Annotated in this window: 23 protein-coding genes; 11 read left to right on the forward strand and 12 right to left on the reverse strand. The window is 71.5% G+C overall.

Annotated elements, in window-relative coordinates:
* Window positions 1-13: 13 nt before the first annotated feature.
* On the forward strand, window positions 14-1,261 hold the full coding sequence (locus ACFYWS_RS24190) for a DUF1576 domain-containing protein (protein WP_389280548.1): 1,248 nt from the start codon (window positions 14-16) through the stop codon (window positions 1,259-1,261).
* Here the strand turns inward: ACFYWS_RS24190 and ACFYWS_RS24195 are convergent.
* The 6 genes from ACFYWS_RS24195 to ACFYWS_RS24220 form a co-directional block, all read right to left on the reverse strand.
* Window positions 1,231-2,034, reverse strand: coding sequence for an urease accessory protein UreD (locus tag ACFYWS_RS24195; protein ID WP_389279993.1), 804 nt, complete (start codon window positions 2,032-2,034; stop codon window positions 1,231-1,233). The two genes, ACFYWS_RS24190 and ACFYWS_RS24195, sit on opposite strands and share 31 nt — an antisense overlap.
* The gene (gene ureG / locus ACFYWS_RS24200) at window positions 2,006-2,770 is read right to left on the reverse strand and encodes an urease accessory protein UreG (protein ID WP_389279995.1); all 765 of its coding nucleotides are present in this window, start codon (window positions 2,768-2,770) and stop codon (window positions 2,006-2,008) included. Before ureG ends, ACFYWS_RS24195 begins: the two co-directional genes overlap by 29 nt.
* Window positions 2,763-3,431 carry an urease accessory protein UreF gene (locus ACFYWS_RS24205; RefSeq protein WP_389279997.1) on the reverse strand — a complete coding sequence of 223 codons (669 nt, stop codon included), beginning with the start codon at window positions 3,429-3,431 and terminating at the stop codon, window positions 2,763-2,765. Before ACFYWS_RS24205 ends, ureG begins: the two co-directional genes overlap by 8 nt.
* 73 nt (window positions 3,432-3,504) lie before the next feature.
* The gene (locus ACFYWS_RS24210; protein ID WP_389279999.1) at window positions 3,505-5,214 is read right to left on the reverse strand and encodes an urease subunit alpha; all 1,710 of its coding nucleotides are present in this window, start codon (window positions 5,212-5,214) and stop codon (window positions 3,505-3,507) included.
* Window positions 5,211-5,510, reverse strand: coding sequence for an urease subunit beta (locus tag ACFYWS_RS24215; RefSeq protein ID WP_389280001.1), 300 nt, complete (start codon window positions 5,508-5,510; stop codon window positions 5,211-5,213). The genes ACFYWS_RS24210 and ACFYWS_RS24215 overlap by 4 nt, the downstream gene beginning before the upstream one ends.
* The gene (locus ACFYWS_RS24220) at window positions 5,507-5,809 is read right to left on the reverse strand and encodes an urease subunit gamma (protein WP_389280003.1); all 303 of its coding nucleotides are present in this window, start codon (window positions 5,807-5,809) and stop codon (window positions 5,507-5,509) included. Before ACFYWS_RS24220 ends, ACFYWS_RS24215 begins: the two co-directional genes overlap by 4 nt.
* Before the next feature lie 253 nt (window positions 5,810-6,062).
* Between ACFYWS_RS24220 and ACFYWS_RS24225 the strand changes: the two genes are divergently transcribed.
* The 4 genes from ACFYWS_RS24225 to dmpG all read left to right on the forward strand — a co-directional run bounded on the left by ACFYWS_RS24225 (window position 6,063) and on the right by dmpG (window position 9,774).
* Window positions 6,063-6,830 carry an IclR family transcriptional regulator gene (locus ACFYWS_RS24225; protein ID WP_389280005.1) on the forward strand — a complete coding sequence of 256 codons (768 nt, stop codon included), beginning with the start codon at window positions 6,063-6,065 and terminating at the stop codon, window positions 6,828-6,830.
* 71 nt (window positions 6,831-6,901) lie between these two features.
* Window positions 6,902-7,756 (forward strand): 2-keto-4-pentenoate hydratase, encoded by an 855-nt coding sequence (locus ACFYWS_RS24230; protein WP_389280007.1) that lies wholly within the window; start codon window positions 6,902-6,904, stop codon window positions 7,754-7,756.
* Between the two features lie 3 nt (window positions 7,757-7,759).
* Window positions 7,760-8,707, forward strand: a complete 948-nt coding sequence (locus tag ACFYWS_RS24235; RefSeq protein ID WP_389280009.1) for an acetaldehyde dehydrogenase (acetylating) — start codon at window positions 7,760-7,762, stop codon at window positions 8,705-8,707.
* 53 nt (window positions 8,708-8,760) lie between these two features.
* On the forward strand, window positions 8,761-9,774 hold the full coding sequence (dmpG, locus tag ACFYWS_RS24240) for a 4-hydroxy-2-oxovalerate aldolase (protein ID WP_389280549.1): 1,014 nt from the start codon (window positions 8,761-8,763) through the stop codon (window positions 9,772-9,774).
* A 45-nt stretch (window positions 9,775-9,819) separates the two neighbouring features.
* Here dmpG and ACFYWS_RS24245 read toward each other — a convergent pair whose 3' ends face one another.
* Window positions 9,820-12,570: an AAA family ATPase gene (locus tag ACFYWS_RS24245; protein ID WP_389280011.1), complete on the reverse strand. Its 2,751-nt coding sequence runs from the start codon at window positions 12,568-12,570 to the stop codon at window positions 9,820-9,822.
* Window positions 12,571-12,725: 155 nt separating this feature from the next.
* Between ACFYWS_RS24245 and ACFYWS_RS24250 the strand changes: the two genes are divergently transcribed.
* Window positions 12,726-13,679 carry an MBL fold metallo-hydrolase gene (locus ACFYWS_RS24250; RefSeq protein ID WP_389280013.1) on the forward strand — a complete coding sequence of 318 codons (954 nt, stop codon included), beginning with the start codon at window positions 12,726-12,728 and terminating at the stop codon, window positions 13,677-13,679.
* A gap of 9 nt (window positions 13,680-13,688) precedes the next feature.
* On the opposite strand, the gene ACFYWS_RS24255 is transcribed toward ACFYWS_RS24250, so the two are convergent.
* The 3 genes from ACFYWS_RS24255 to ACFYWS_RS24265 form a co-directional block, all read right to left on the reverse strand.
* Entirely contained in the window at window positions 13,689-14,591 is a 903-nt protein-coding gene (locus tag ACFYWS_RS24255) for a dioxygenase (protein WP_389280015.1), read from the reverse strand.
* Complete coding sequence (locus ACFYWS_RS24260) at window positions 14,588-15,643, reverse strand: maleylacetate reductase (protein WP_389280017.1); 1,056 nt, start codon at window positions 15,641-15,643, stop codon at window positions 14,588-14,590. Before ACFYWS_RS24260 ends, ACFYWS_RS24255 begins: the two co-directional genes overlap by 4 nt.
* A gap of 276 nt (window positions 15,644-15,919) precedes the next feature.
* Window positions 15,920-16,786 carry an IclR family transcriptional regulator gene (locus ACFYWS_RS24265; protein WP_389280019.1) on the reverse strand — a complete coding sequence of 289 codons (867 nt, stop codon included), beginning with the start codon at window positions 16,784-16,786 and terminating at the stop codon, window positions 15,920-15,922.
* 135 nt (window positions 16,787-16,921) lie between these two features.
* On the opposite strand from ACFYWS_RS24265, the gene ACFYWS_RS24270 reads away from it, so the two are divergent.
* Complete coding sequence (locus tag ACFYWS_RS24270) at window positions 16,922-17,518, forward strand: nuclear transport factor 2 family protein (RefSeq protein WP_389280021.1); 597 nt, start codon at window positions 16,922-16,924, stop codon at window positions 17,516-17,518.
* A 35-nt stretch (window positions 17,519-17,553) separates the two neighbouring features.
* On the opposite strand, the gene ACFYWS_RS24275 is transcribed toward ACFYWS_RS24270, so the two are convergent.
* Both ACFYWS_RS24275 and ACFYWS_RS24280 read right to left on the reverse strand, forming a co-directional pair.
* Window positions 17,554-18,804: an amidase gene (locus ACFYWS_RS24275; RefSeq protein WP_389280023.1), complete on the reverse strand. Its 1,251-nt coding sequence runs from the start codon at window positions 18,802-18,804 to the stop codon at window positions 17,554-17,556.
* Window positions 18,801-19,103, reverse strand: coding sequence for a hypothetical protein (locus ACFYWS_RS24280; RefSeq protein WP_389280025.1), 303 nt, complete (start codon window positions 19,101-19,103; stop codon window positions 18,801-18,803). Before ACFYWS_RS24280 ends, ACFYWS_RS24275 begins: the two co-directional genes overlap by 4 nt.
* 181 nt (window positions 19,104-19,284) lie before the next feature.
* Between ACFYWS_RS24280 and ACFYWS_RS24285 the strand changes: the two genes are divergently transcribed.
* Genes ACFYWS_RS24285 through ACFYWS_RS24300 form a run of 4 tightly spaced genes read left to right on the forward strand, consistent with a single transcriptional unit; the run spans window position 19,285 to window position 23,222 of the window.
* Complete coding sequence (locus ACFYWS_RS24285; protein WP_389280027.1) at window positions 19,285-20,457, forward strand: acyl-CoA dehydrogenase family protein; 1,173 nt, start codon at window positions 19,285-19,287, stop codon at window positions 20,455-20,457.
* On the forward strand, window positions 20,454-21,752 hold the full coding sequence (locus ACFYWS_RS24290; RefSeq protein WP_389280029.1) for a Rieske 2Fe-2S domain-containing protein: 1,299 nt from the start codon (window positions 20,454-20,456) through the stop codon (window positions 21,750-21,752). Before ACFYWS_RS24285 ends, ACFYWS_RS24290 begins: the two co-directional genes overlap by 4 nt.
* The gene (locus ACFYWS_RS24295) at window positions 21,745-22,272 is read left to right on the forward strand and encodes an aromatic-ring-hydroxylating dioxygenase subunit beta (protein WP_389280031.1); all 528 of its coding nucleotides are present in this window, start codon (window positions 21,745-21,747) and stop codon (window positions 22,270-22,272) included. The genes ACFYWS_RS24290 and ACFYWS_RS24295 overlap by 8 nt, the downstream gene beginning before the upstream one ends.
* On the forward strand, window positions 22,269-23,222 hold the full coding sequence (locus tag ACFYWS_RS24300) for a PDR/VanB family oxidoreductase (RefSeq protein ID WP_389280033.1): 954 nt from the start codon (window positions 22,269-22,271) through the stop codon (window positions 23,220-23,222). The genes ACFYWS_RS24295 and ACFYWS_RS24300 overlap by 4 nt, the downstream gene beginning before the upstream one ends.
* Window positions 23,223-23,232: the final 10 nt, after the last annotated feature.

Genomic DNA, 23,232 nt, shown 5'->3' on the forward strand with positions numbered 1-23,232 from the left:
CCTGTTGCGGCTGGTGAGCCTGACGGCGCTCGGGTGCGTCGTCTTCGGGTTTCTCGTGGACACACCGGCCGAGGTGGTGCGCGGGATCGGCCGCATCGTGATCGCCCCGGACATCTTGATCACTGACTTCGTTGATCTGGGGGGAGTTGGCGGGGCGTTCGCCCAGGCAGGCCTGCTCACCCTCATCGCTTGTGCCGGCTACCGCCTGACCGGTGCGCGGGTGGACGGAGCCGCTGTCGGCTGCCTCTACATGCTGCTCGGATTCGGCCTGTTCGGAAAGACCGTGCTGAACGTCTGGCCCGTCGTCGTGGGCGTCGGCCTGTACGCCGTCGTACGTCGCGAGCCGTTGCGCGACTACCTCACCACCGCCGTCTTCGCGACCGCGCTGGCGCCGGTCTTCTCCGAGGTGGCGTTCAACTCCGCCCTGGACCGGTGGATTTCGGTGCCGCTCGGCTTCGCGACCGCGGTGCTGATCGGGTTCGTGGTGCCACCTGTCGTACGGCAGCTCTTCCGCGCCCACAACGGCTTCACCCTGTACAACATGGGGTTCGTGGCCGGGATCCTCGGCACGGTGGTGGTCGCGGTCTTCCAGTCGTACGGCCTGGCCGCGCAGCCGCCGATGGTGTGGACGTCGGGTCACGACGCCGAGTTGTTGATCCTGGTCGCGGCCGTGATTCTGGGCGTGATCGCGGCAGCGTTCCGCCAGGACCGCAGGCCGTGGCGCGGATACGTGGCACTGCACCGTCGCACCGGACAGGCTCCCGCCGACTTCATCGACTCGGACGGCGCCGGGCCCACTTTGCTGAACATGGCGGCGGTGGGAGTGATCGCCACCGCCTTCGTACTGATCGTCGGCGCCGACTTCAACGGCCCGGTGGTCGGCGGCATCGTGAGTGTGATCGGCTTCGGCGCGTGCGGCAAGCACGCGCTGAACATCGTCCCGGTGATGGTCGGCGTGGTGCTCGGCGCGCTGGCCAAGCCGTTCGGCCTCACCGATCCCGGTGTGGTGTGGGCGGCCCTGTTCGGTACGTGTCTGGCCCCGATCGCCGGCCGGTTCGGCCCCCACTGGGGGCTGTTGGCGGGGTTCCTGCATGTATCGGTCGGCCAGGTCACCGGCGCGTTCGTCGGAGGGCTGAACCTTTACGGCAACGGCTTCGCGGCCGGTCTGGTCGCCTCGGTGGTGTCACCGGTCGCCCTTGTCTTCGCCCGGCGCCGCGACAGCGACCGGACTCAGGAGCCCTCGGCGATCCCCTCGTCCTGAAGACGGCACCAGGTGTGCCACCACCGGTCCAACTCCGGTTGAGCCTGGTGCGCGTCGCGTGCCACGACCCGTGCCAGCGCTCCCGGCCCCGCCAGCAGTGCGGCCGGCGGCGCGGGAGCGGTGAGCGGGGGGCGGCCGAGCAGGGCGACGGTGCCGATCACCCGGTTCGGCCCGAGGATCGCGGGCCTGGCTCTCGCCCGCGGGTCGCGGAGATCGAGGTCGTCGGCCAGCAGCAACTCACCCGCGTGCTGGACCCGTTGACGCGCGAACAGCGCGCCACCGGCCTGCCCTGACCGCCCGAGCACCAGCAGCTCGGACAGCAGGGCCACGGCCCCATCGGCAAGTCGCACGTCCAGCTCGCGTCGGACGTCGGCACCGTCGGCGACGACGAGCGGCGCAGCCCGCCAGGTCACGGCACCGCCGGGCGCGACACCGATCCGCGCGACCCACCCGGCCCTCCCTCCGCGTGCGTCGTAGGCGACCGTGCCGGACGGTTCCACGATGTCCATCCGCACCCCCGCGCCGACTTCGACGTCCACCTCGACCCGGTCGCCCGCGAGCAGCGTCGCCCGGCGCCCGACGAGCGCGAGCCTCACCCGCGGCCCGTCGACGGCGAGCACCCGGGGCACGAGCGTGTCCCCGGCGCGCAGCTCCGGCAGCGTGACGCGTCCGCCGCGCAGCTCGGCGCGTACCCGCGTCGGCACCGTGCCACCTGCCTGGGCGGCACCGGCCCTGCCGCCTGTGTCAGCGGGCGTGCAGGACGTCGTCAGCATGATCACGGGAGTGGTGGTCGTGGTCGTGGTCGAGGCCGTCGGCGTGCGTGTGCGGCGCCATCGGTCCCGGGTCAGCGGGCGTCAGGAGGCCACGGCGATGGGTGTCGACCGTGTCCCGCACCCATCGGACGAGCACGTCGACGGTGGTCTCGTCCCGCTGGCTGAGGGCCACCACCGGCAGCCCGCCCCGTACCGCACACGCGTCACGCACCATCTGTTCCGGATCCACCCCCACATGAGGGCCGAGGTCGGTCTTGTTCACCACCAGCAGGTCGGCGCGTTCGATACCGGGCCCGCCCTTGCGTGCCACGTCGCCGCCACCGGCCACGTCGATGCTGAAGATCTGCGCGTCGACGAGGGCGGGACTGAAGGTCGCGGTGAGGTTGTCGCCGCCGCTCTCCACCATCACCAGGTCCAAGGGGGACAGTGCCCGCTCAAGGTCCTCCACGGCCAGCAGATTCGCGGTGACGTCGTCCCGGATCGCGGTGTGCGGACATGCCCCGGTCTCGACCGCCACGATCCGGTCGACGGGCAGCACACCGGCGGCCCGCAGCAACCGGGCGTCCTCGTCGGTGTAGATGTCGTTGGTCACCACCGCGATCTGCAGCTCGTCGGCGAGGCGGCGGCACAGCGTCGCGATCAGCGTGCTCTTGCCGGTGCCGACCGGACCCGCCACCCCGAGGCGCAAGGCACGTCGGGGGTGATCGTGATCGGCCGCGGCCGTCGGTTCAGGCATGGAAAATCCTCCGCTCTCGTCCTGCGTGTTCCAGCGACCACAGCTCCATCAGCGGTGCGGCCGTCGCGGGAATGTCCTCCGGGCCGGTCACGGCGACGGCCCGGGCCACCGCCCGCTCGATGACCTCGGCCACTTCCAGCACCCACCGCACGGGTTCCACCGGATCCACGGGCAACAGCTTCGGCGCCGCGGACGCCACGGTCTGGGCGTCCTCGTACAGACACACCCGGGCCGACTGGCTGTCGTCGAGGCCGGCGAGGGCGCAGACGACGCCGAGGGCCACCGGCCGCGGTGGCCGGGGCAACGTGCGCAGCGCCCGCACAGCGTCGTGGTCCGGCCACAACCGCTCGGCCAGGCGCACCATTCCGCGTCCGAGCAGCACCGACGCCGCACGCATCGGCGGGCTGGGGGTACGGGCTTCGTACTCGTGCGTGATCCGGGCCAGCTCCGGGCCGAGCGAGGCGGACAGCGCCGCCGCGCGCCGCGACAGCACCGTGCAGGCCGCGTCCACGGATCCGGCCGTGTCGAGACGGGCGGAGAGGAAGTCGGGGATCAGCCCGGGAGTCAGGCCCGCGGCCAGGGCCGGCTCCAGTCCCGCGGACTGTGCGTGGCCGCCGGTGGGCAGCCGGCCGTCGGCGAGTAGCAGTGCTGCCAGGTCCACCAGAGTCCACCACCCTCATCTGCCCTTGTTCACTGTCATCTGCTCTTGTGCACTGGGCGAGTTCGATCCGCCGTCAGAACATGCAGTACCGCTGTGCGAGCGGCACTTCGGTCGCCGGCTGCGGAACGACCCGCTCACCGTCGATGCTGATCCCGAAGGTCTCCGGGTCCACCTCGATCCGCGGCAGGGCGGTGTTGTTCGGCAGGTCGTGCTTGCCGGTCCCGCGGGTGGGGCGCACCGCCGCCATCCGGCGGCGCAGGCCCAGCCGCTCCTCAAGACCGTCCTCCAGCGCGGCCGGCGCGACCCAGGTCGTCGACAGTTGGGCCGCGGCCGCCCGGTACCCCGGCAGGCCGGGGCGGATCAGCACCGGCTCGGGCGTGGTGATGGACGCGTTCGCATCGCCCAAGGGAGCGCTCACCACCGCACCGGACTTGATGACCGCGTCCGGGCGGATCCCGAAGAACGCCGGCTTCCACAGCACCAGATCGGCGATCTTCCCCGCCTCGACCGACCCCACCTCGTGATCGACTCCGTGCGCGACCGCCGGGCAGATCGTGTACTTGGCCACATATCTGCGGGCTCGTTCGTTGTCCGCGGGCAGAGTGGACTCGCCGCGTCCGAAGCGTGTCTTCATGACGTGGGCGGTCTGCCACGTACGGCAGATCATCTCCCCGATCCGTCCCATCGCCAGGCTGTCCGAGGACATGATGGAGATCGCGCCCAGGTCGTGCAGCAGGTCCTCCGCCGCCATGGTGGTCGCGCGGATCCGGGACTCGGCGAAGGCCAGGTCCTCGGGCACCTTCGGATTGAGCGCGTGGCACACGATCAGCATGTCCAGGTGCTCGTCCACGGTGTTCACCGTGTACGGCATGGTCGGATTCGTGGACGCCGGGAGCACGTTGGGCTCGCCCGCGACCGCGATGATGTCCGGGGCGTGGCCCCCTCCCGCGCCTTCGGAGTGGAACGCGTGGATGCCGCGCCCGCCGATGGCTTGGAGGGTGTGGTGCAGGTAGCCGGTCTCGTTCAGGCTGTCGCTGTGCAGGGCCACTTGCAGCCCGTGCTCGTCGGCGGCCCGCAGCGCGGCGTCGATCACCTGCGGGCCCGCGCCCCAGTCCTCGTGGATCTTGTAGCCGCCCGCACCGGCGAGCGCGTCCTCGTGCAGGGCCCGGGCGCTGACCGTGCTCCCCTTGCCGAACAGCAGGACGTTCACGGGCAGTTCGTCCATGGCCCGATGGATCGTGGTCAGGGCCCGGGCGCCAGGTGTGACGCTGGTGGCCTTGGTGCCCTTGGTCGGCCCGGCGCCACCGCCGATGAGTGTGGTGGTGCCGGTGGCCAGCGCCTCGCGTACCTGCTCCTCGCAGATGAAGTGCACATGGGTGTCCACGCCGCCCGCGGTGAGGAGGTGGCCCTCGCCCGCGATGACATCGGTGCTCGGCCCGATCTCCATCCCCGGCTCGATTCCGTCCGAGACGGCTGGGTTCCCGGCCCGCCCGACACCGACGATCCGGCCGTCCCGCACTCCCACGTCGGCCTTCACGATGCCCCAGTGGTCGAGCACCACCACGTTGGTGACCACAAGGTCCAGCGCGCCCTGCTCGCGGGAGGTGTCTCCCTGCGCCATGCCGTCCCGAATGGTCTTTCCGCCGCCGAACACCGCGGCGTCGGCGCGGTCCGTGCGGTCCTGCTCCACCTCGATCCACACATCGGTGTCACCGAGCCGGATCTGGTCACCCACCGTGGGTCCGAACAGCTGCGCCGCCGCGCTCCGCTCCAGCCCGCTCACGCGCGTGCCTCCCGCTCCGGCCGGTCCCCGAACCGCGTACCGGCCAGCCGTACGCAGCCGACCCGTTGGCTGACGCCCGGCTCGAAGCGCACCGATGTGCCCGCGGGTACATCGAGGCGAAAGCCCTCGGTCATGGCGCGGTCGAAGGAGAGGTGGGGATTGGCAAGCGGCAGATGCAGATGTGATCCGACCTGAATGGGTCGATCACCGTCGTTGACGAACACCAGCGTCCTCCGCTCCCCCAAGTCCCGTTCCGGCAAAGGCGCTTCGCCGACCCTGATCTCGCCGGGGATCACTGCGCCGGCTCCGAGATCGTGACCAGCTTGCGCCCGTCGGGGAAGGTGGCCTCCACCTGGACGTCTCCCAGCATTTCCGGGACCCCCTCCATGAGGTCGTCGCGCGTGAGCACGTGCCGCCCCTCGTTCATCACCTCGGCCACCGTCCGGCCCTCCCGGGCCTGTTCGATGGCCCAGGTGGACAACAGCGCCATCGCTTCCGGGTAGTTGAGCCGGATGCCTCGTTCCAGGCGATCGCGCGCGACCATCCCGGCCACGCTGAGCAACAGCTTCTCGGTATCCGACGGTGTCAGGCGCATGCCCGACTCCTCCCTCCGTTGCGGCCTCCGGGCCTCATGACGGCTGCCGTTCCGCGACAGACGAAAGATAAGCACGAAACCGACAAATAGTGATGTACCGATACCCGATCGGCATGTCCAGGGCTCCACGGCGGTCCCGTATTCGGTCTCGTATTCGGTCCCGTACAGTCGATATGCCGTGCACAGAAGTGCGGCAGGAGAGCGGCCGGACGGCAGCCGGAGGCCACCGGACACCCGAAGAAGGAAGCCCGCCTTGAGCGACGACGACGCGCCGAGCGGTGTCCTGGCCAAGGCCCTTGCCGTGCTTCAGGCCTTCACCGTCGAGGACACCACCCTCGGGTTCGCCGAGCTACAGCGGCGTACCGACTTCGCCAAGAGCACCCTGCACCGGGTGCTCGGCGATCTGGTGGCGGCCCGGCTCCTCGACCGGGTCGAGGGGCGCTACCGGCTGTCCGGGCTCGTCTTCGAGCTGGGGATGCGGGCGTCGGTCGAGCGCGGGCTGCTCGAAGTGGCCACGCCCTTCCTGGAGGACCTCTACGTACGCACCCATGAGCTGGTCCACCTCGGCACACGCGAGGGCACCGAGGTCGTCTACGTCGCCAAGATGGGCGGCCACCAGCAGGCCGACTCGCCGTCGCGGCTCGGCGGGCGGATGCCGCTGCACGCCACGGCGATCGGCAAGGTGCTGCTTGCGCACGCCCCGGCCGAGGTGCGCGAGACCGCGCTGCGCGGGCCGCTGGAACGCAAGGCGCCCCGGACCCTCACCAACGTCGACGTCCTGACCCGGCAGCTGTCCGACGTCGTCACGAAGGGGGTCGCCTTCGAGTACGAGGAGTCCGCGGTCGGCATCGTGTGTGTCGCGGCCGGGATCTTCGGACCGGGGGACGAGATCGTGGCGGCGGTCAGTGTGACGGGCCCGGTGCACCGCTTCCGGCCCGCCCGGCACGCCAACAGCGTGCGCGCGGCCGCGGCGGGCATCTCCGCGACGCTCGGGCGGCGCGCGGAGCTGCGCAAGCACTGATTCGCCGCCGAGTTCCGTGAGGCGGAACTCGATGCTGGGCCAGGAACGGTTCCCTTCGCCAAGCTGAGGGCATGAACGAGACTTCCCCCGGAAACGGCAACGGTGACGACGGCGGCGACACCCCCGGCGACGGCGCCGTCGCGCGGGCGGCGCAGCGGCTGCTGCGCGCCGCCGCCGACCACGTGCCCTGTCCCCCGGTCCGCGACCTGATCGGCAGCGACGATGTGAAGGCCGCCTACGCCGTCCAGGAGCTGCTCACCGCACACCGCCTCGAAACGGGCGGCCGCGCCACCGGCCGCAAGATCGGCCTCACCTCGCCCGCCGTACAGCGGCAACTGGGCGTGGGCCAACCGGACTTCGGGGTGCTGTTCGCCGACATGAAGGTCAAGGACGGGGCCTCCGTACCGGTCGGCGCACTGCTCCAGCCCAAGGTCGAGGCGGAGATCGCGTTCGTCCTGGGCGCGGACCTCGCCGAAGGCCCCCTCGACGACGCGCAGATCCGGGCCGCTGTGGCGCACGCCGTTCCCGCCCTGGAGATCGTGGACAGCCGGATCGCCGGCTGGGACATCACCTTCGGTGACACCGTCGCCGACAACGGATCCTCCGCGCTGTACGTACTGGGCGCCCCGGCCAGGCCGCTCACCGAGTTCGAGCCGGTCCAGGCCGACATGACGATGAAGCGGCACGACGAGACCGTCTCCACCGGCAACGGCGCGGCCTGCCTCGGCGATCCGCTCACCGCGCTCGGCTGGCTCGCCCGGACCGCCCGCGACGTCGGCGACCCGCTGCGCGCGGGCCAGGTCGTGCTGTCCGGCGCACTCGGCCCGATGGTGCCCGCCGCGGCCGGGGACACGTTCACCGCCGACATCAGCAGACTCGGCTCCGTCTCCGTCCGCTTCCACGCATCCTCCGGCGAAGGAGCCTGAAGTATGAAGACCAAGGTCGCCGTCATCGGCTCGGGCAATATCGGCACCGACCTGATGATCAAGGTGCTCCGGCTCTCGGACACCCTCGACATGGGCGCGATGGTCGGCATCGATCCCGCCTCCGACGGACTCGCCCGCGCGAAGCGGCTCGGTGTGCCCGTCACCGCCGAGGGTGTCCAGGGCCTCATCGCGATGGAGGGCTTCGAGGACATCCGCATCGTCTTCGATGCCACGTCCGCGAAGGCACACGTCGCCAACGCCGCGGCGCTCGCCCCGTACGGCAAGCAGCTCGTCGACCTGACGCCCGCCGCCATCGGCCCGATGGTGGTTCCCGCGGTCAATCTCGACGCCCATGTCGGGGCGGACAACGTGAACATGGTGACCTGCGGTGGCCAGGCCACCATCCCGATCGTCGCGGCCGTCTCCTCCGTCGCACCCGTCCCGTACGCGGAGATCGTCGCCTCGATCGCCTCGAAGAGCGCAGGCCCCGGGACCCGCGCGAACATCGACGAGTTCACCGAGACGACCAGCCACGCCATCGAAACGGTTGGCGGCGCGGAGCACGGCAAGGCCGTCATCGTCCTGAACCCGGCGGAGCCGCCGCTGATCATGCGGGACACCGTGCTCGCACTGGTCAATGCCCCCGACACCACCACGCACGACGCGATCCGCGCGGCCATCACCGAGCGGGTCGACGAGGTGTCGGCGTACGTGCCGGGCTACCGCCTCAAGCAGCAGGTGCAGATCACGCCGGTCCCCGCCGACCAGCCCGTGCACACCCTCACCACGGCCCCGGTCACCCACCAGGTGTCCGTCTTCCTCGAGGTCGAGGGGGCCGCCCACTACCTTCCGGCGTACGCGGGGAACCTCGACATCATGACCAGCGCGGCCCTGCGGATGGCCGAGGCCATGGCCGCCCACGCCACCGAACTCCAGGGAGCCGACGCATGAGTGACACCACCATGAACACCACCATGGGTGTCACCACCATGAGTGACACCACCATGGGTGACACCAAGCTGTTCATCCAGGACGTCACCCTGCGCGACGGCATGCACGCCATCCGGCACCGCATCGAGCCCGAGCGGCTCGGAAAGATCGTGGCCGCCCTCGACGCGGCCGGTGTCGACGGCATCGAGGTGTCCCACGGCGACGGACTCGCCGGCGGCTCCCTCAACTACGGCCCCGGCAGCCACACCGACTGGGAGTGGATCGAGACCGCGGCCGCACACATCGCCAACGCCCGCCTCACCACCCTCCTCCTGCCCGGCATCGGCACCATCGAGGAACTCAAGCGGGCGTACGCACTCGGGGTGCGCTCGGTGCGGGTCGCCACGCACTGCACCGAGGCGGACGTGTCCGCCCAACACATCGCCACCGCGCGCGAGTTGGGCATGGACGTCTCGGGCTTTCTGATGATGAGTCACATGGCCGACGCCAAGACCCTCGCCGGGCAGGCGAAGTTGATGGAGTCCTACGGCGCCCACTGCGTCTACGTCACCGACTCCGGCGGCCGCCTGATGATGGACGGCGTCCGCGAGCGGATGCGCGCCTATCGGGATGTGCTCGACCCCGCCACCGAACTCGGCATCCACGCCCACGAGAACCTCTCCCTCGCCGTCGCCAACTCCATGGTCGCGGTGGACGAGGGCGTGACCCGCGTCGACGCGTCCCTCGCAGGACAGGGCGCGGGCGCCGGCAACTGCCCCATCGAACCCTTCGTCGCCGTCGCCGACCTCAACGGCTGGGAGCACGGCTGCGACCTCTTCGCTCTCCAGGACGCGGCCGAGGACTTGGTGCGCCCGCTCCAGGACCGCCCCGTCCGCGTCGACCGCGAGACCCTCACCCTCGGGTACGCCGGGGTGTACGGGTCCTTCCTGCGGCACGCGGAGGCGGCGGCCGAGCGCTACGGCGTCGACGTCCGCACGATCCTCGTCGAGGTCGGCAGGCGTGGACTGGTCGGCGGCCAGGAGGACATGATCGTCGACGTCGCGCTGGGGCTCACGCAGGCGAGCTGACATCGCGTACGACGCGGGGCCGGGGAGGACCCCCTCCCGGTCGGCTCAGCCCGCGTCCTCGTCGGTGGTCGCCGCGTCCACCACATCCCTGAGTTGGGCGCGCGCCGTGATGCCGAGCTTGGGGAAGGCCCGGTACAGGTGTGAGCCGACCGTGCGCGGGGACAGGTACAGCTTCTCGGCCACCTCGCGGTTGGTCAGGCCGAGGGCGGCGAGTCGTACGATCTGCTGTTGCTGAGAGGTGAGGGTCGCGAAGGCGTCGGGTTCCGCCGGACCGTTCCGGGCTCCGGCGGCCCGGAGTTCGGACTGGGCCCGCGCCGCCCAGGGCCGCGCGCCCAGTCGGCGGAGGACGGCCTCGGCCTCGACGAGCGGCCGGCGGGCGTCGGCGATCCGCCGGCGGCGGCGCAGCCACTCCCCGTACGCCACCTGTGCCCGGGCGTACTCGAAGGGCCGTCTGCCGAGCGCCGGTTGGTCCAGGGCCGCGGCGAAGTGCCGTTCGGCTTCATCCACGGGGGCGAGCGCCGCCCGGCTCAGCTCGACCAGTGCGCTCCTTCGCGGGGCGAGGGCGCCCGCGTCCGCCAGGGACCCCTCCACGCCGTCGACGATCCGGGTGGCCTCCTCGTGGTGGCCCGCGCGGGCCGCGGCGGCCGCCAGTTCGGGCAGCGCCGGGTAGGAGAGGTGGTAGTGCGCGGGATTGCCGCGCTCGTCGAAGAGCGCCCGGTAGTGCTGGTACGCGGTCTCGTGGTCGCCTTCCGCCGTGGCGGCGGTGCCCAGCGCGCGATGGGCGAGGACGAGAACGGAACGGCTCTCCTGCGGGTCGACCAGCGAGAGGGCGTGCCGGGCCCGGGCGCGCGCTCCGGTCGCGTCGCCGCGCAGGGCACGCAGCAGTGCGTCGGTCGCGGCGGCGCAGGCCACGGCGTGGTCGAGGCCGGCCCGGGACGCGACGGCCTCCAGATCGGCGCAGGCGCTCTCGGCTCGGGCCCACCGCCCCTGTTCCAGGTAGGCGAGCGCGGCGATCCCGGCGAGTCCGTCCGGCAACGGCCCCTGCGACCGCCACGGGGCGAAGGCGTCGTCGAAGGTCCGTGCGGCCGACTCGGTCTCGTCCAGCAGCCAGGCGGCGACGGCGAGCAGCGTCAGCGTCTCCGGTTCCTCGCGTGCCGCCGCGGCCAGGGCGGGCAGCCGCGGCGCGAGATGCGCGGGGGCCGCCTCGGGGTGTGCGACGGTCGCAATCCAGGCCGCGAGGAGCCTGTCCCGTTCGCCGAACGCAGGGGCGGTGTGCGCGGAGACGCGGGACAGCAGGCGTTCGATCTCGTACAGCTGGAGCGCGTCACCGGAGTAGAAGCGGACCACCGCGGCGGCGGCCAGGGCTTCCAGCGCGGCCCCTCGCGCGCCACGGTCCGCCAGCGCGGCGGCGGGGCGCATCAGCTGTCCGAAGGCGGCGCTGTGCGAGACGGTCAGTGCCATGAGGCGGCCGACCTGGAGGGCCGCGAGGGCCGCGGCCCTCGGATCGTCGGTACTGGCACGGGTGCGGGCGGCCAGCCGTTCGACCGCGTCGAGCCGGGCCGTGAGGACCGCCGCCCTGGTCGCGACGGCGAGCAGCCGGGTGCTCTCGCCCCGGTCGGGATGCAGGTCAGCGGCCCGCTCCAGCAAGTGCGCGGCGGCCGCGTGGCCGCTCCGCTGCCGCGCCCGCTCCGCGCTCTCCTCAAGTACGGCGGACACCCGCGCGCTCGCCCCGGAGGTGGCGGCCGCGAGGTGCCAGGCGTGCCGGTCGGGGTCCTGCCCGCGGAAGAGCTCGGCCAGTTCGAGGTGCGCCGCCCGCCGCTCCGGCGCGGCTGCCGCCTGGTAGATCGCGAGGCGGGAGAGCGGGTGTCCGTGGCGCAGCCGTCCCCCGCCGCGCCGCACGAGCCCCGCCTCCTCGGCGGGCGTCCACACCGGCTCGGCGACGTCGGGCAGCCAGGAACGCACCGCGTGCGCGGGGTCCTCGGTGTCGGCGGTGGCCAGGCGCACCACGGCGCGGCGGGTCGCGTCGGGCAGGGCCGCGAGACGGTCGGCGTAGAGGCGCTCCAGCCGGTCGGTCACCGGCAGCGGGCCTTCGGGGTCCGGTGTGGCGTTCGCGGCGGCCGCGGCACGGGCCAGCTCCACCAGCGCGAGGGGGTTGCCCTCGGCCTGGTCGAGGACGCGGTCCCGGACGAGCCCGGTCGGCGCCTGTGGCTGGAGGTCCAGCAGCCGCGCCGCCGCACTCCGGTCGAGCGGTGCCAGGTCGAGGGTCGCCTCCCGCGCGGCGATGTCTCGCAGCGTGCCGTCACGGCCGGCGATCAGAAGGGTCACGGGTTCGTCGGCGGCCAGGCGCCGGGCGACGAAGGAGAGGGTGTCGAGCGAGGCGTGGTCGGCCCACTGGGCGTCGTCCACGACCACCAACAGCGGCTGTCGCACGGCGAGTTCCGACAGCAGGGTCAGCACGGCGATCCCGATGAGCATGGGGTCCGGCTCCCGGGTGGGCTCCGCGAGGCCGAAGGCGGCGTGCAGGGCTTCGCGCTGCCGCGGGGGCAGTGCGTCCATGTCCTGGTGGACCGGCCGCAACAGCTGGTGCAGGCCGGAGAACGCCAGGTCGCTCTCGGAGCGGCTGCTGTGTGCCCGCAGTACGCGTCCGCTGTCCGCGGCGAATCGGTCCGCGACGGCTTCCACCAAGGTGGTCTTGCCCGATCCGGGCTCTCCCGCCACCGTCAGCAGCAAGCCCTTCGGGTACGTCACCGCCGCGAGCAGCGTGCGCAGCTCCGCATCCCTGACCACGTCGTCCACCAGCTCTCTTCACCTCCCGCACATCGTACGAAGGCGGGCCCGACGCACGTGCAGTCAGGTGTCCGATACCGCCGGGACACCCCCCGCCCGCAAGGTGGAAGACGTCCAAAGCCCCCAGGGCAGCCCCCAGGGCGAACGAGCCACGAAGGCGAGCGATGTCCCCTCTCCCCTCCCCCGCAACCACGACCACGACCGGAACACCGACGGTCAGCACCATCGAACTCGGTGACGTACAGATCCATCGCGTCATGGAGTACTCCGACACCACCCCGATGACGACCGATGTCTTCTTCCCCAACAGCAGGCCGCAGGAATGGCAGCGCCACACCGAGCTGCTGGCGCCGCACCACTGGGATCCGGCGACCGACCTCACCCGCGCCGCGACCCAGTCCTGGGTGCTGCGCAGTGAGGGCAGGGTCATCCTGATCGACACGGGCGCGGGCAACGGCAAGTACCGCCCGCTGCAACCGATCTGGTCCTACCTGAACACCGGATACCTGGCGAATCTCGCCGCCGTCGGGGTCCGCCCGGAGGACGTCGACCTCGTCGTCAACACCCATCTGCACGACGACCACGTCGGCTGGAACACCCGGCTCGTGGGCCGCGACTGGGTTCCCACGTTTCCCAACGCGACGTACCTCATACCGCGACGCGACGTCGAGTACTGGAAGCCGGAGAACCTCCACAACACCGTGTTCGGCCGGGGCAATCAGAACGTCTACGAGGACAGTGTCGACCCGGTCGCCGAGGCCGGCCTCGTGCGGACCTGGGACGAGTCGTACACCATCGACTCCCATCTCCGTCTGGAGTCGGCCCCCGGCCACACACCGGGCTCCTCGATCATCCACCTGGAGTCCGGGGGCGATCGCGCGATCTTCGCCGGTGACCTCCTGCACGGCGCGATCCAGGTGCACGAGCCGCACATCAACAGCTGCTTCGAGGAGGACGAGGACGGCGCCCGCGCCAGCCGTGCCCGCATGTTCGCGCATGCCGCCGACACCAACGCTCTCGTGCTTCCGGCCCACCTCCCCGGTCACGGCGCGTTCGAGATTCGGCGGGAGGGGTCCGGCTTCCAGCTCGCCAACTGGGCGCCGTTCTCCGCCACTTGATCGACGGCGTCAGGCAGGTACGGGCGCAAGCACGATGTCGAAGCACGCCCGGGACCAGGGGCCCTCGACGGTCCGGCCGTCCGGCGTAGGGGTACCGGCGGGCTGTTGCTCGAAGCCCTTCACCAGGGACTCCCTGACGCCGAACACCGCGTCGGAGTCGAGGAGTTCGTCGCCCCGTACGAAGATGTGGGTCACCAGGGTGCGGCAGCCCTCGTGGGTGACCTTGAAGTGCAGGTGCGAAGCGCGCATCGGGGAGCGGCCCACCGCCTCCAGCAGCTCCCCCACCGGGCCGTCGTGCGGGATCGGGTACGGCGTCGGGGTGACCGCCCAGAAGCGGAACCGGCCCTGGGCGTCGCTGAGCAGGTGGCCGCGGGCGGCGGTGCGGTGGTCGTCGTACTGGACGTCGTAGTGGCCGGTGTCGTCCGCCTCCCACACCTCGATCCGGGCCCCCGCCAGTGGTGTGCCGGTGGTGTCGGTGACCGTCCCCTCGACCCAGCACGGTTCTCCGGGCGCGCCGGCGGAGATGTCGCCGCCGAGTGGCACGGCCGGAGAGTTCTCCACGAAGAAGGGGCCGAAGACGGTGGCCTCGGTGGCGTCGCCGTTCGCCTCGTTGTTGACGGTCACGGTCTGCATGGACGCGCCGAGGACGTCGGACAGCAGGATGAACTCCTGGCGGCGGTCGTCGGTGAGATGGCCGCAGCGGGTGAGGAAGTCGATGGCCCGGTTCCACTCCTCCTCCGTGAACCGGACCTCTCGGATGCAGGCGTGCAGATGACGTACGAGGCTGCTCAGCAGCTCTCGCAGCCGGGGGTCGGGGCAGTGGTCGAAGGAGGCCGTGACACGGTCGACCAGTTCCGTCTCGCGGCTGTGCTGCTCGGAGCCGGGGGCCGGCCGGGGTGCGTGGGTGGTCATCGGGGGACGTCTCCTTCCCAGGCCGCCCGCAGCAGTGCGCTGAGCCGGTCCCGGGTCACGGGGGCGGGGTTGCCTTCCGGTACGGCGGCGAGAACGGGGTCCACGGCTTCGGCGATGCCGTCCTGCGGCATGCCGAGCTCCTTGAGCGAAGTCGGCGCGTCCAGGCGGGCGTAGAGGGCGGCCAGCCCTTCGGTGGCGGTGGGCGCGCCGAGCGCGGTGGCGATCCTGCGCTCGGCCTCCGGGGCGTGGGGTGCGTTCAGCGCCAGGACGTGCGGCAGGACGACGGCGTGGGTCCGCGCGTGCGGGAGGTCGAAACGGCCGCCCAGCACATGGCAGATCTTGTGGTGCAGGCCCGATCCGGCGGACGCGAAGACGACCGCGGCCAGGTAGGCGCCGTAGAGCATCCGCTCATGTCCCGCCAACTGGCTTGGCCGCGCGGCGACTTCGGGCAGGCCGTCGCCCAGCGCACGGGCCGCCTCTTCGGCCAGGGCGCGGTCGATGGGGTCGGCGCGCGGCCCCCACATCGCGTCGACGCAGTGCGCCAGGGCGTTGAGGCCGCTGGCCACCGCCAGTTCACCGGGGAGGGTGAGCAGGAGCGAGGCATCGTAGACGACGGTGGCGGGGAGCACCGCGGCATCCACGCCGGTGGTCTTGACGCCGCCTTGGGTCAACCCCCAGACGTTGGTCGCCTCCGAGCCCGCGTACGTGGTGGGGACGGCGACGATCGGGAGTCCGGTGGTGAGGGCGACTGCCTTGGCGAGGCCGGTCGCCGAGCCGCCTCCGACACACACCAGGGCGTCGGCGCCGTGCTCGTGTGCGGCCGTGCGAGCCCGTTCGGCGGCCTCGACGGGCACGTGCTCGACCACCTCGTCGTGGACCCGCGCTCCGGTGAGACGCTCGGAGAGCGCCGAGCTCAAGGCCGTGGCAGACCGGCCGGCGACGATCAGGGCGCGTCCCGATCCGAGCCGGGCCACTTCGTCGGCGACGGTACGGACGGCCTCCCCCGGCGCGAACACGGCGCGCTGCGCGAAGGTCTCGTGTGCGAACTTCATTCCGCCCATACTGCACGGGCCTAGGGCGCTTCTGGTGGATCTCCGCGGGAGGAGGAGCGGCGTTCGGTGCGTGCGATCGCGGTGCGGTCGGGATGTCCTCGTAGCGGAGCTACTTGGGCATTTCTGCCGTGCCGTAGGGGGTCCCCCCTGCTCGAAGAGCTTGGGGGAGTGCGTGCCGGGCGTCGCGACGCCGCGGAGATCCACCAGAAGCCCCCTAGGGGACGGAGCAGTGAGCCAGTCCGCTGTCCGGACCGACACCGCCCGCGGCCCAGGACCTCAGCCCGCCATGCCGACACGCTGCCCGGGATCCGTACGGGAGGTGTTCTGCCGGTGCAGGCCGCGGCCGATGTCGGCGGCCGTCGCCAGCAGTGCGTGGATGAGCTGCTGGTCGTCGCGGCGGTCGGCCGGGACCGTCGCGGAGATCGTGCCGATGACCCGGTCACCCCCGACGTACGTGATCGGCACGGCGAAGCTCTTGTACCCGTGCATGCACGACTCCCGTTCCTGGGCCCACCGGCGGGCGCGGATCTGGGCCAGTTCGGCGCGCAGCGCGGCCGGGTCGAGCCGGTCGGTCGCCGGGAGGCGGTCGGCGCGCCGCGATTCGAGCTCCGCGATCACGTCCTCCTGGTCGTCGCTGTAGGCCAGCAGCACCCGACCGGAGACGGTGAGCAGCCGGGACACGTTCGAGCCCACGGCCGCGACGACGGCGGCCTCCCGGCGGCCACCGAGACGCTCCAGGTAGCAGCATTCGGTGCCGTGCGGCACGGCGAGGTGGACCACGGCCTGGGTCGCGGCCCGCAGGTCCAGCATCGCCGGGCGCGCGACGGCCCGCAGGTGGGCCGGTCCGGGGACGAGCCGGCCCAGCTCGAAGATGCGCCAGCCGAGCTGGTACCCGTCCGGGGTGCGGCTGAGATAGCCGAGTTGGACGAGTTCGGTCCCGAGCCGGTGCACGGTCGCCTTGGGTACGCCGGAGCGGCGGCTGAGCTCGCTCAGACCGAGGCAGGTCGAGCCGGAGGAGAAGGCTCCGAGCACGAGATGCGCCTTGCCGAGCACGGAGCTCATGTGTGGTTCGGGGACCGCGGGCCCGGCCCCTGCGGCGGACTGCTCCACGGTGTCGAGTTCTGCCTGGGCGCTCGCGCGCATACCGCTTCCCCTCGCCGATTCCATTGAACAGGGGTGATTGTTCAAACTTCTTCAACCGGTTGGCAACCCCCATCGACGATCCGCCCAGCGGACCGACCGGTTTCTTCCGGGACGTGCGGCGGAGAGGCTGCCGACATGAGTAGCCAAGACACCATCGACACCCTTGTCAGGCGCATCGAGGTCCTTGAGGCCGAGGCCGACATCCGCCGCCTTCAGGCCCGTTACATGTTCCTGTGCGACACACCGTGCCCGGAGTACGGGGTGGACAGCGACGAGCAGCGCATCGAGCTGATCCTCGACCTGTACTCCGACGACGCGATCTGGGAGGGCGTCGGCGAGTACTACGACAGCCAGTTCGGCCGGGCGGAGGGCAAGGAGGCGATCCGCGCGCACTTCGCCCGTTTCTGGCCGCAGGACCAGGATCCGAAGCTGCTCCTGAACGCCCACTGGCTCACCTCGGAGCAGATCCATGTGTACGGGGACGAGGCCGACGGACAGTGGATCCACTTCCAGCCGTGGCTCTTCGAGGACGGCAAGTCCTTGATCCGTGCCAGCCGGCTCAATAACGCGTTCCGCAGGATCGACGGCGAGTGGAAGGTCACGCGGACCCGGACGGAGAACGTCGCCATCGCCGACCTGCCCGACTTCTTCGCGAGCAGCTACCCGAAGCGCTCCGTCCTTCTCAAGGCGCCGGGGACGAACCACACCAATGAGCACGCGGCCGGCGCCTGAACGGTCCCGCTGCTCCCTCAACGGGTGGGCCTCTCTCACCCGTTGAGGTTTCGCTCCACCCAGGCCGCAGCACGCAGGGCTGCCGCCTCGGATCCAGCGATCACCTGGAGTCCGAGCGGCAGCCCTGCCGCGTCTCGCAGGCCCGGTACGGCCACCGTGGGCAGACCGAGGGCCTGCCACGGGCGGCTGAGCACGGGGTCGCCGGTGGCGTCGAGTCCCTGTGGGGCCGCTCCGGGCGCGGCCGGGCCGAGCACCGCGTCGTATCGGGTGAGGAGCGCGCCGAGTTCGGCGCGTGCGGCGGAGACCAGGTGGCGCGCGGCGAGGTAGTCGGCTTCCGGGGTGTCCGCGCCGGTTCGCAGCAGCCCGGCCAGGGGTGCGCTGAGACGGTCGGCCCGCTCCAGTTCGGCGGAGCGTTCGCGCGCGGCTTCGTAGGCCATCACCACCGGGTGTGCCGCGGTCACTTCGGCGATCAGTGGCTCCAGCGGGAAGGCGTCGATCTGCGCGCCGCGGTCGGTGATTCGGGCCTCGGCGGTGGCGAGCGCCGCGCCCATGTCGTCGGACACGGCGGCCATCGGGGCGGCGTTCCAGAGCGCGAGCCGTGGCGCGGTGTGTGTGTCGCGGGCCGGGTCCGGTTCGCCGGTGAGGGCCGCCCAGGCGAGGGAGACGTCGGCGGCGGTGGCCGCGTACACGCCGTGTGCGTCGAGGCTGGGGCTGAGTCCTGCGACGCCGTCGGTGGACAGGTGACCGTGGCGCAGGACGAGCGAGGCGACCCCGCAGTACGCGGCCGGCCTGGTGACCGATCCCGCGGTCTGGGAGCCGATGGCCAGCGGGACCTGCCCGGCGGCGACCGCCGCGGCCGAACCGCTGGAGGAACCGCCGGGCGTGTGCCGCAGGTTGGCGGGGTTGCGGGTCGGGCCGGGCGCGAAGAAGGCGAACTCCGTGGTCACGGTCTTGCCGACGGGGATCGCCCCCGCCGCCCGCCAGGCCGTCACGACGGGGGCGTCCCCCGCGGCGGGTGCTGCGTCGGCGCGCAGCACCGAACCGCACCGGGTGGGCAGCCCGGCCAGGTCGATGATGTCCTTGACGCCCATCGGGACGCCGCCCAGGGGGCCGGTGTGTACGGCCGCGGGTGTGTCCTCGAAGGCCACCCAGGCGCGTACCCGCTCCTCGGTCCGTGCGATGCGCTCGCGGCTGCGGCGCAGGGCCGCTTCGGGCGTGGTCCGCCCGGACCGCAGCCCGTCGACGAGCTCGCTCAGGGACCAGGGCTGTCGGACGGTGTCGCTCACTTCATCTCCCACTGCGTGTCAGTCCCCCACTGCGCGTCGGCCTCCCAGAAGTCCATACCGCCGGCGCTCACACCGTGCCGCCAGTCGGAGGTGCGCCGCAGGGCGGGTTCGACCCGGGCGGTCTCCTCGTCCGCCGCGTCCGGGCCGTCCTGGGGAACACCCCAGTGCACCCAGCCGAGTTCGCGGCCCGCCGCGTCGTGGACGAACAGGTCGACGTGCTTCCACCCGTAGCCGTGGTTGTCGTTGTAGCAGGTGAGGGTCATCCGCGGGGCGCGGTCGACCGGCTCTTGCTCTTCCATGCTCGGCCACTCCTCCTTTGGGGTTCGCGCCTGTGGCGGCGCGTCCGTTCCGCCACAGGATCCGACCACATCGTCCTGCCCGTTCCGCCGCGTCGGTCCACTCACCGGTCCGACCCGTCGCATCGGCACATCCCATGGCTGAGCATCCCGTTGGGCCTTGAACCAGCCGGAAGGAGCCGAGATGGGTGACGCCCCCGAGCCGACAGCGGGTACGAAGTGGCAGGCGGTGCTCGCGGAGCTCACCGAACGACGGGCGGAGTTCAACGCGCAGGGGTACGTCCCCCGTGACTTCATCGAGAAACTCATGCCGTTCGGTGTCTACCGGCACGCCACCCCGATCCGGTTCGGGGGAAGTGTGCTGCCGCCCCATCGGTTCCTGGAACTCGTCGAGGAGGTGGGCCGCGTCGACGGGTCCACCGCCTGGGTGGTGGGCTTCGCCTCCGCCAACACCTACCTCGGCGCGCTGCCCGTCGGGACGCAGAAGAAGATCTACCGCGACGGTCCGGACGTCGTCGTGGCCGGTGGCCTCTTCCCGATGCAGCGGGCCGAGCGGACCGCGGGCGGGTTCCGGGTGAGCGGCCGGTGGAAGTTCGCCAGCGGCTGCATGGCCGCCGACTACATCAACGTAGGCCTGTTGGACGAGTCCGCGGGAGGGCAGCCCCGCGCCGCTCTCCTCCCCGCCGATCAGGTGACGATCGTCCAGGACTGGGACGTGAGCGGGATGCGTGCCTCGGGCTCCTTCGACACGGTGCTCGATGATGTCGAGATCCCGCTGGAGTGGACCTATGTCCGCGGGGGTGCCTCGCAGATCGACGAGCCCCTCTTCCGCTACCCGCTGCTGGCGTACCAGGCGCAGTGCCATGCGGCCATCGGGCTCGGTGTGGCCCTGGGCGCCCTCGACCACGCGCAGCGCTCCGGCTCCTACCGAGGCATCACGGGCGCACCGCCGGTCGGCGAACGGGCATATTACCGAACGGAGTTCGCGCGGGCGTACGTGGCGTTGCAGTCGGCTCGCCGCTACTTCCTGGACGTCGCCGAGGAGGTGTGGGAGACCGTCAGCGCCGGGGAGGTGGCGAGCGCGGAGCAGGTCGCCCGCATCCGCCTCAGTGCCGTGCACATCGCCGACACCTCCGCCCAGGTCGTCCACGACCTGTCCAAGGTGTCCGGGGCGGCGATCATCCAGAACTCCCACCCGCTGAACCGGATCCGCCTCGACGCCCAGGTCCCCCAGCTGCACGCCTCGCTCAGCCAGCACATCTACGACGACGCCGGGGCCGTTCTGCTGGGCCTCGACCCGACGACCCCCGGCTTCCTGGGCCCCGGGAACAGCAACACCGAGGAGAAGACATCATGACCATCGAGTTCACCCCGGCCACCATCCATCAGCTGGAGCCGTCCGATCTCGTCCACGAGGACCGCGTCGCCGCGCGGGTCTACACGGACCCGGAGATCTTCGAGCGCGAGATGACGCAGATCTTCGAGAAGACCTGGATCTGGGTGGCGCACGAGAGCGAACTTCCCAAGCCGGGAAGCTTCAAGTCCACGTACGTGGGCCGCAATTCGGTGATCGTCACGCGGGACCGCAAGGGCGCCATCCACACCCTGGTGAACCGCTGCCGGCACCGCGGCGCCAGCCTGTGCGAGAAGCCGCGCGGCGAGGCCAACGGCTTCACCTGCCCGTACCACGCCTGGTCCTACGGTCTGGACGGGCGGCTGCGCGGCATCCCCTACCCCGACGGTTACGAGGGGGTGATGAGCAAGGACGAGATGGGCCTGCGCAAGCTGCGCACGGAGAGCTACCGCGGCCTGATCTTCGCCACCTTCGACCAGGACGCGGAGCCGCTGGAGGAGTTCCTCGGCGATGTGCGGCAGTGGGCCGACCGGTTCATGAAGCAGGGCGGCGGCCATCCGCTCAAGGTGCTCGGCACCCACCGGTTCAGGTTCCGGGGCAACTGGAAGATCCAGCTGGAGAACACCACCGACGGCTACCACTTCCCGATCGTGCACCGCTCCTGGATGAGCTCGGTGGACGGCGAGACGGCCGACATGCTGAGCTTCATGACCGACCCGGCCTCCACCTGTCAGGACCTCGGCAACGGGCACAGTGTGATGCACATGGTGCCGGCGCACATGGACCTCGACGCCGACGACGACAGCGAGCCTCTGCAACCCCGGTTCGACGGTCTGGTGGCCGAGTTGAGGCAGGGCGGGGCCGACGACGCGCAGATCCGCAAGCTGGTCCGCGCGATGCACGGCACCGGGTCGAACCTCAACCTGTTCCCCAACGTCGGCCTGTCCTCGGCGTTCTTCCGGGTACTGCGCCCGGTCAGCGTCGACGAGACGATCATCGAGCACGTGGCGCTCGGGGTGGACGCCCCGGAGGAGATCGCGGGCCCGATCCGCCGCGAACGGCTGCGTATCCACGAGCACTTCCAGGGCCCGTTCGGCTTCGGCACCCCCGACGACGCCGAGGGCTGGGACCGCGTCCAACGCGGCGCGCAGGCCTGCCCGGAGATGCCGATCATGGTGAACCGTGGCCTGAAGCGCGAGACCGAGGCCCCCGAGGGCTGGGCCACCTCGCACAGCACCGACGAGACCGGTATGCGGGCCGCGTACCGGATGTGGAAGAAGATGATGAGCAATGACTGAGACCGCCACCACGATCCCCCACGCCCCCGGGGCCACCCTCTCCGACCCTCGCGTCGTACGGGCCATCGAACTCCTCTGGCACGAGGCCGACTTGCTCGACCGCAAGGAGTACCAGGCCTGGAACGAGCTGTATGCCGAGGACGGCATCTACGTCATCCCGCTCGATGCCACCACCGAGGACTTCGACGACCAGCTGAACATGGTCTACGACGACGCGCGGATGCGGGCCATGCGCGTGGCGCGCCTCACCGAGGGGTACGCCATCGCGGCGGTCGACTCGGCCAGGACCGTGCGCACCGTGTCTCGCTTCGTGCCCGTGGAGACCACCGACGGATCGGTGTCGCTGCGCGCCGCCCAGGTCCTGATCGCCTACAAGCGGGGCCGTCACCAACTGTGGGCCGGGGACGTCGAGTTCACGGTCCGGTTCGGTGCGGACCGGTCCGAGGACCGGATCGTGCGCAAGGTGATCCGGCTGGTGGACTCCGAGGAAGCCGTGCCCGCCGCGGGGTTCCTGCTGTGAGTGTCGCCGTCCAGGTGTCCGAGATCGTTCAGGAGAGCGCGGCGGTCCGCTCCCTGCGGCTGCGCAGGGCCGACGGCGCCGCGTTCGGCCCCTTCGCCGCGGGCGCGCACGTCGATGTGACCGGCCCGACCGGGGTCCTGCGCCAGTACTCGCTGGCGGGGGACCCGGCCGACCGCTCATCCGTCCTCATCGCGGTGAAGCGGGAGACGGAGTCCCGGGGCGGTTCGGAAGCGCTCCACCGGGCGGCGATCGGCGACCGGTTGACCATCGGGCCGCCGCGCAACCTGCTGGGCATCGCCGACGGCGCCGACCGTCACCTGCTGGTGGCCGGCGGCATCGGCGTCACCCCGCTGCTCAGCATGGCCTACGAACTCCACCGCCGCGGCGCCGACTTCACGCTGCACTACTTCGTGCGCTCACGCGCCGAACTCGCCTTCGGCGACCTGCTGGAGCGCCGCGCCGAGTTCCGCGACCGGGTCACCCTCCACATCGGTCGGCCACGGGCCGAGCACCCCGGCATCCTCGCCCCCTCGGTGGCCACGCTGAGCGCCGACAGCCATGTCTACACCTGCGGCCCGGTCGGCTTCATGGACCAGGTCACCGCCGTCTTCACCCCGGTCGTGGGCGAAGCGCAGGTCCATGTCGAGCACTTCTCCGCGGAGCCGGTCGACGCCTCGGACAACACACCGTTCACAGTGGAGCTCGACACCGGCGAGGAGTTCGAGGTCCCGGCGGACCGCTCGATCCTCTCCGTACTTGAGGAGGCGGGCATCCCGGTCGGCAAGTCCTGCGAGGAGGGCATCTGCGGCTCGTGCGTGTCCGGCCTCCTGGAGGGAACCGCCGACCACCGCGACCACTGCCTGTCCGCCGCCGAGCACGCGGCGGGCACGGAGATCGCGCTGTGTGTGTCTCGGGCGCGCTCCGACCGGCTCCGCATCGAGCTGTACTGACCGCCGGCCG

Source organism: Streptomyces sp. NPDC002795 (assembly GCF_042888725.1).
Classification (GTDB): domain Bacteria; phylum Actinomycetota; class Actinomycetes; order Streptomycetales; family Streptomycetaceae; genus Streptomyces.

What these genes read in the sequence shown, in the direction of transcription:
- dmpG (WP_389280549.1), top strand. Translation starts at nt 8,761, where the DNA reads ATGGGTGACACCAAGCTGTTCATCCAGGACGTCACCCTGCGCGACGGC.
- ACFYWS_RS24290 (WP_389280029.1), top strand. Translation starts at nt 20,454, where the DNA reads ATGACCATCGAGTTCACCCCGGCCACCATCCATCAGCTGGAGCCGTCC.
- ACFYWS_RS24220 (WP_389280003.1), bottom strand. Translation starts at nt 5,809, where the DNA reads ATGCGCCTGACACCGTCGGATACCGAGAAGCTGTTGCTCAGCGTGGCC.
- ureG (WP_389279995.1), bottom strand. Translation starts at nt 2,770, where the DNA reads ATGCCTGAACCGACGGCCGCGGCCGATCACGATCACCCCCGACGTGCC.
- ACFYWS_RS24285 (WP_389280027.1), top strand. Translation starts at nt 19,285, where the DNA reads ATGGGTGACGCCCCCGAGCCGACAGCGGGTACGAAGTGGCAGGCGGTG.
- ACFYWS_RS24265 (WP_389280019.1), bottom strand. Translation starts at nt 16,786, where the DNA reads ATGCGCGCGAGCGCCCAGGCAGAACTCGACACCGTGGAGCAGTCCGCC.
- ACFYWS_RS24295 (WP_389280031.1), top strand. Translation starts at nt 21,745, where the DNA reads ATGACTGAGACCGCCACCACGATCCCCCACGCCCCCGGGGCCACCCTC.
- ACFYWS_RS24230 (WP_389280007.1), top strand. Translation starts at nt 6,902, where the DNA reads ATGAACGAGACTTCCCCCGGAAACGGCAACGGTGACGACGGCGGCGAC.
- ACFYWS_RS24280 (WP_389280025.1), bottom strand. Translation starts at nt 19,103, where the DNA reads ATGGAAGAGCAAGAGCCGGTCGACCGCGCCCCGCGGATGACCCTCACC.
- ACFYWS_RS24260 (WP_389280017.1), bottom strand. Translation starts at nt 15,643, where the DNA reads ATGAAGTTCGCACACGAGACCTTCGCGCAGCGCGCCGTGTTCGCGCCG.
- ACFYWS_RS24235 (WP_389280009.1), top strand. Translation starts at nt 7,760, where the DNA reads ATGAAGACCAAGGTCGCCGTCATCGGCTCGGGCAATATCGGCACCGAC.
- ACFYWS_RS24195 (WP_389279993.1), bottom strand. Translation starts at nt 2,034, where the DNA reads ATGCTGACGACGTCCTGCACGCCCGCTGACACAGGCGGCAGGGCCGGT.
- ACFYWS_RS24270 (WP_389280021.1), top strand. Translation starts at nt 16,922, where the DNA reads ATGAGTAGCCAAGACACCATCGACACCCTTGTCAGGCGCATCGAGGTC.
- ACFYWS_RS24250 (WP_389280013.1), top strand. Translation starts at nt 12,726, where the DNA reads ATGTCCCCTCTCCCCTCCCCCGCAACCACGACCACGACCGGAACACCG.
- ACFYWS_RS24255 (WP_389280015.1), bottom strand. Translation starts at nt 14,591, where the DNA reads ATGACCACCCACGCACCCCGGCCGGCCCCCGGCTCCGAGCAGCACAGC.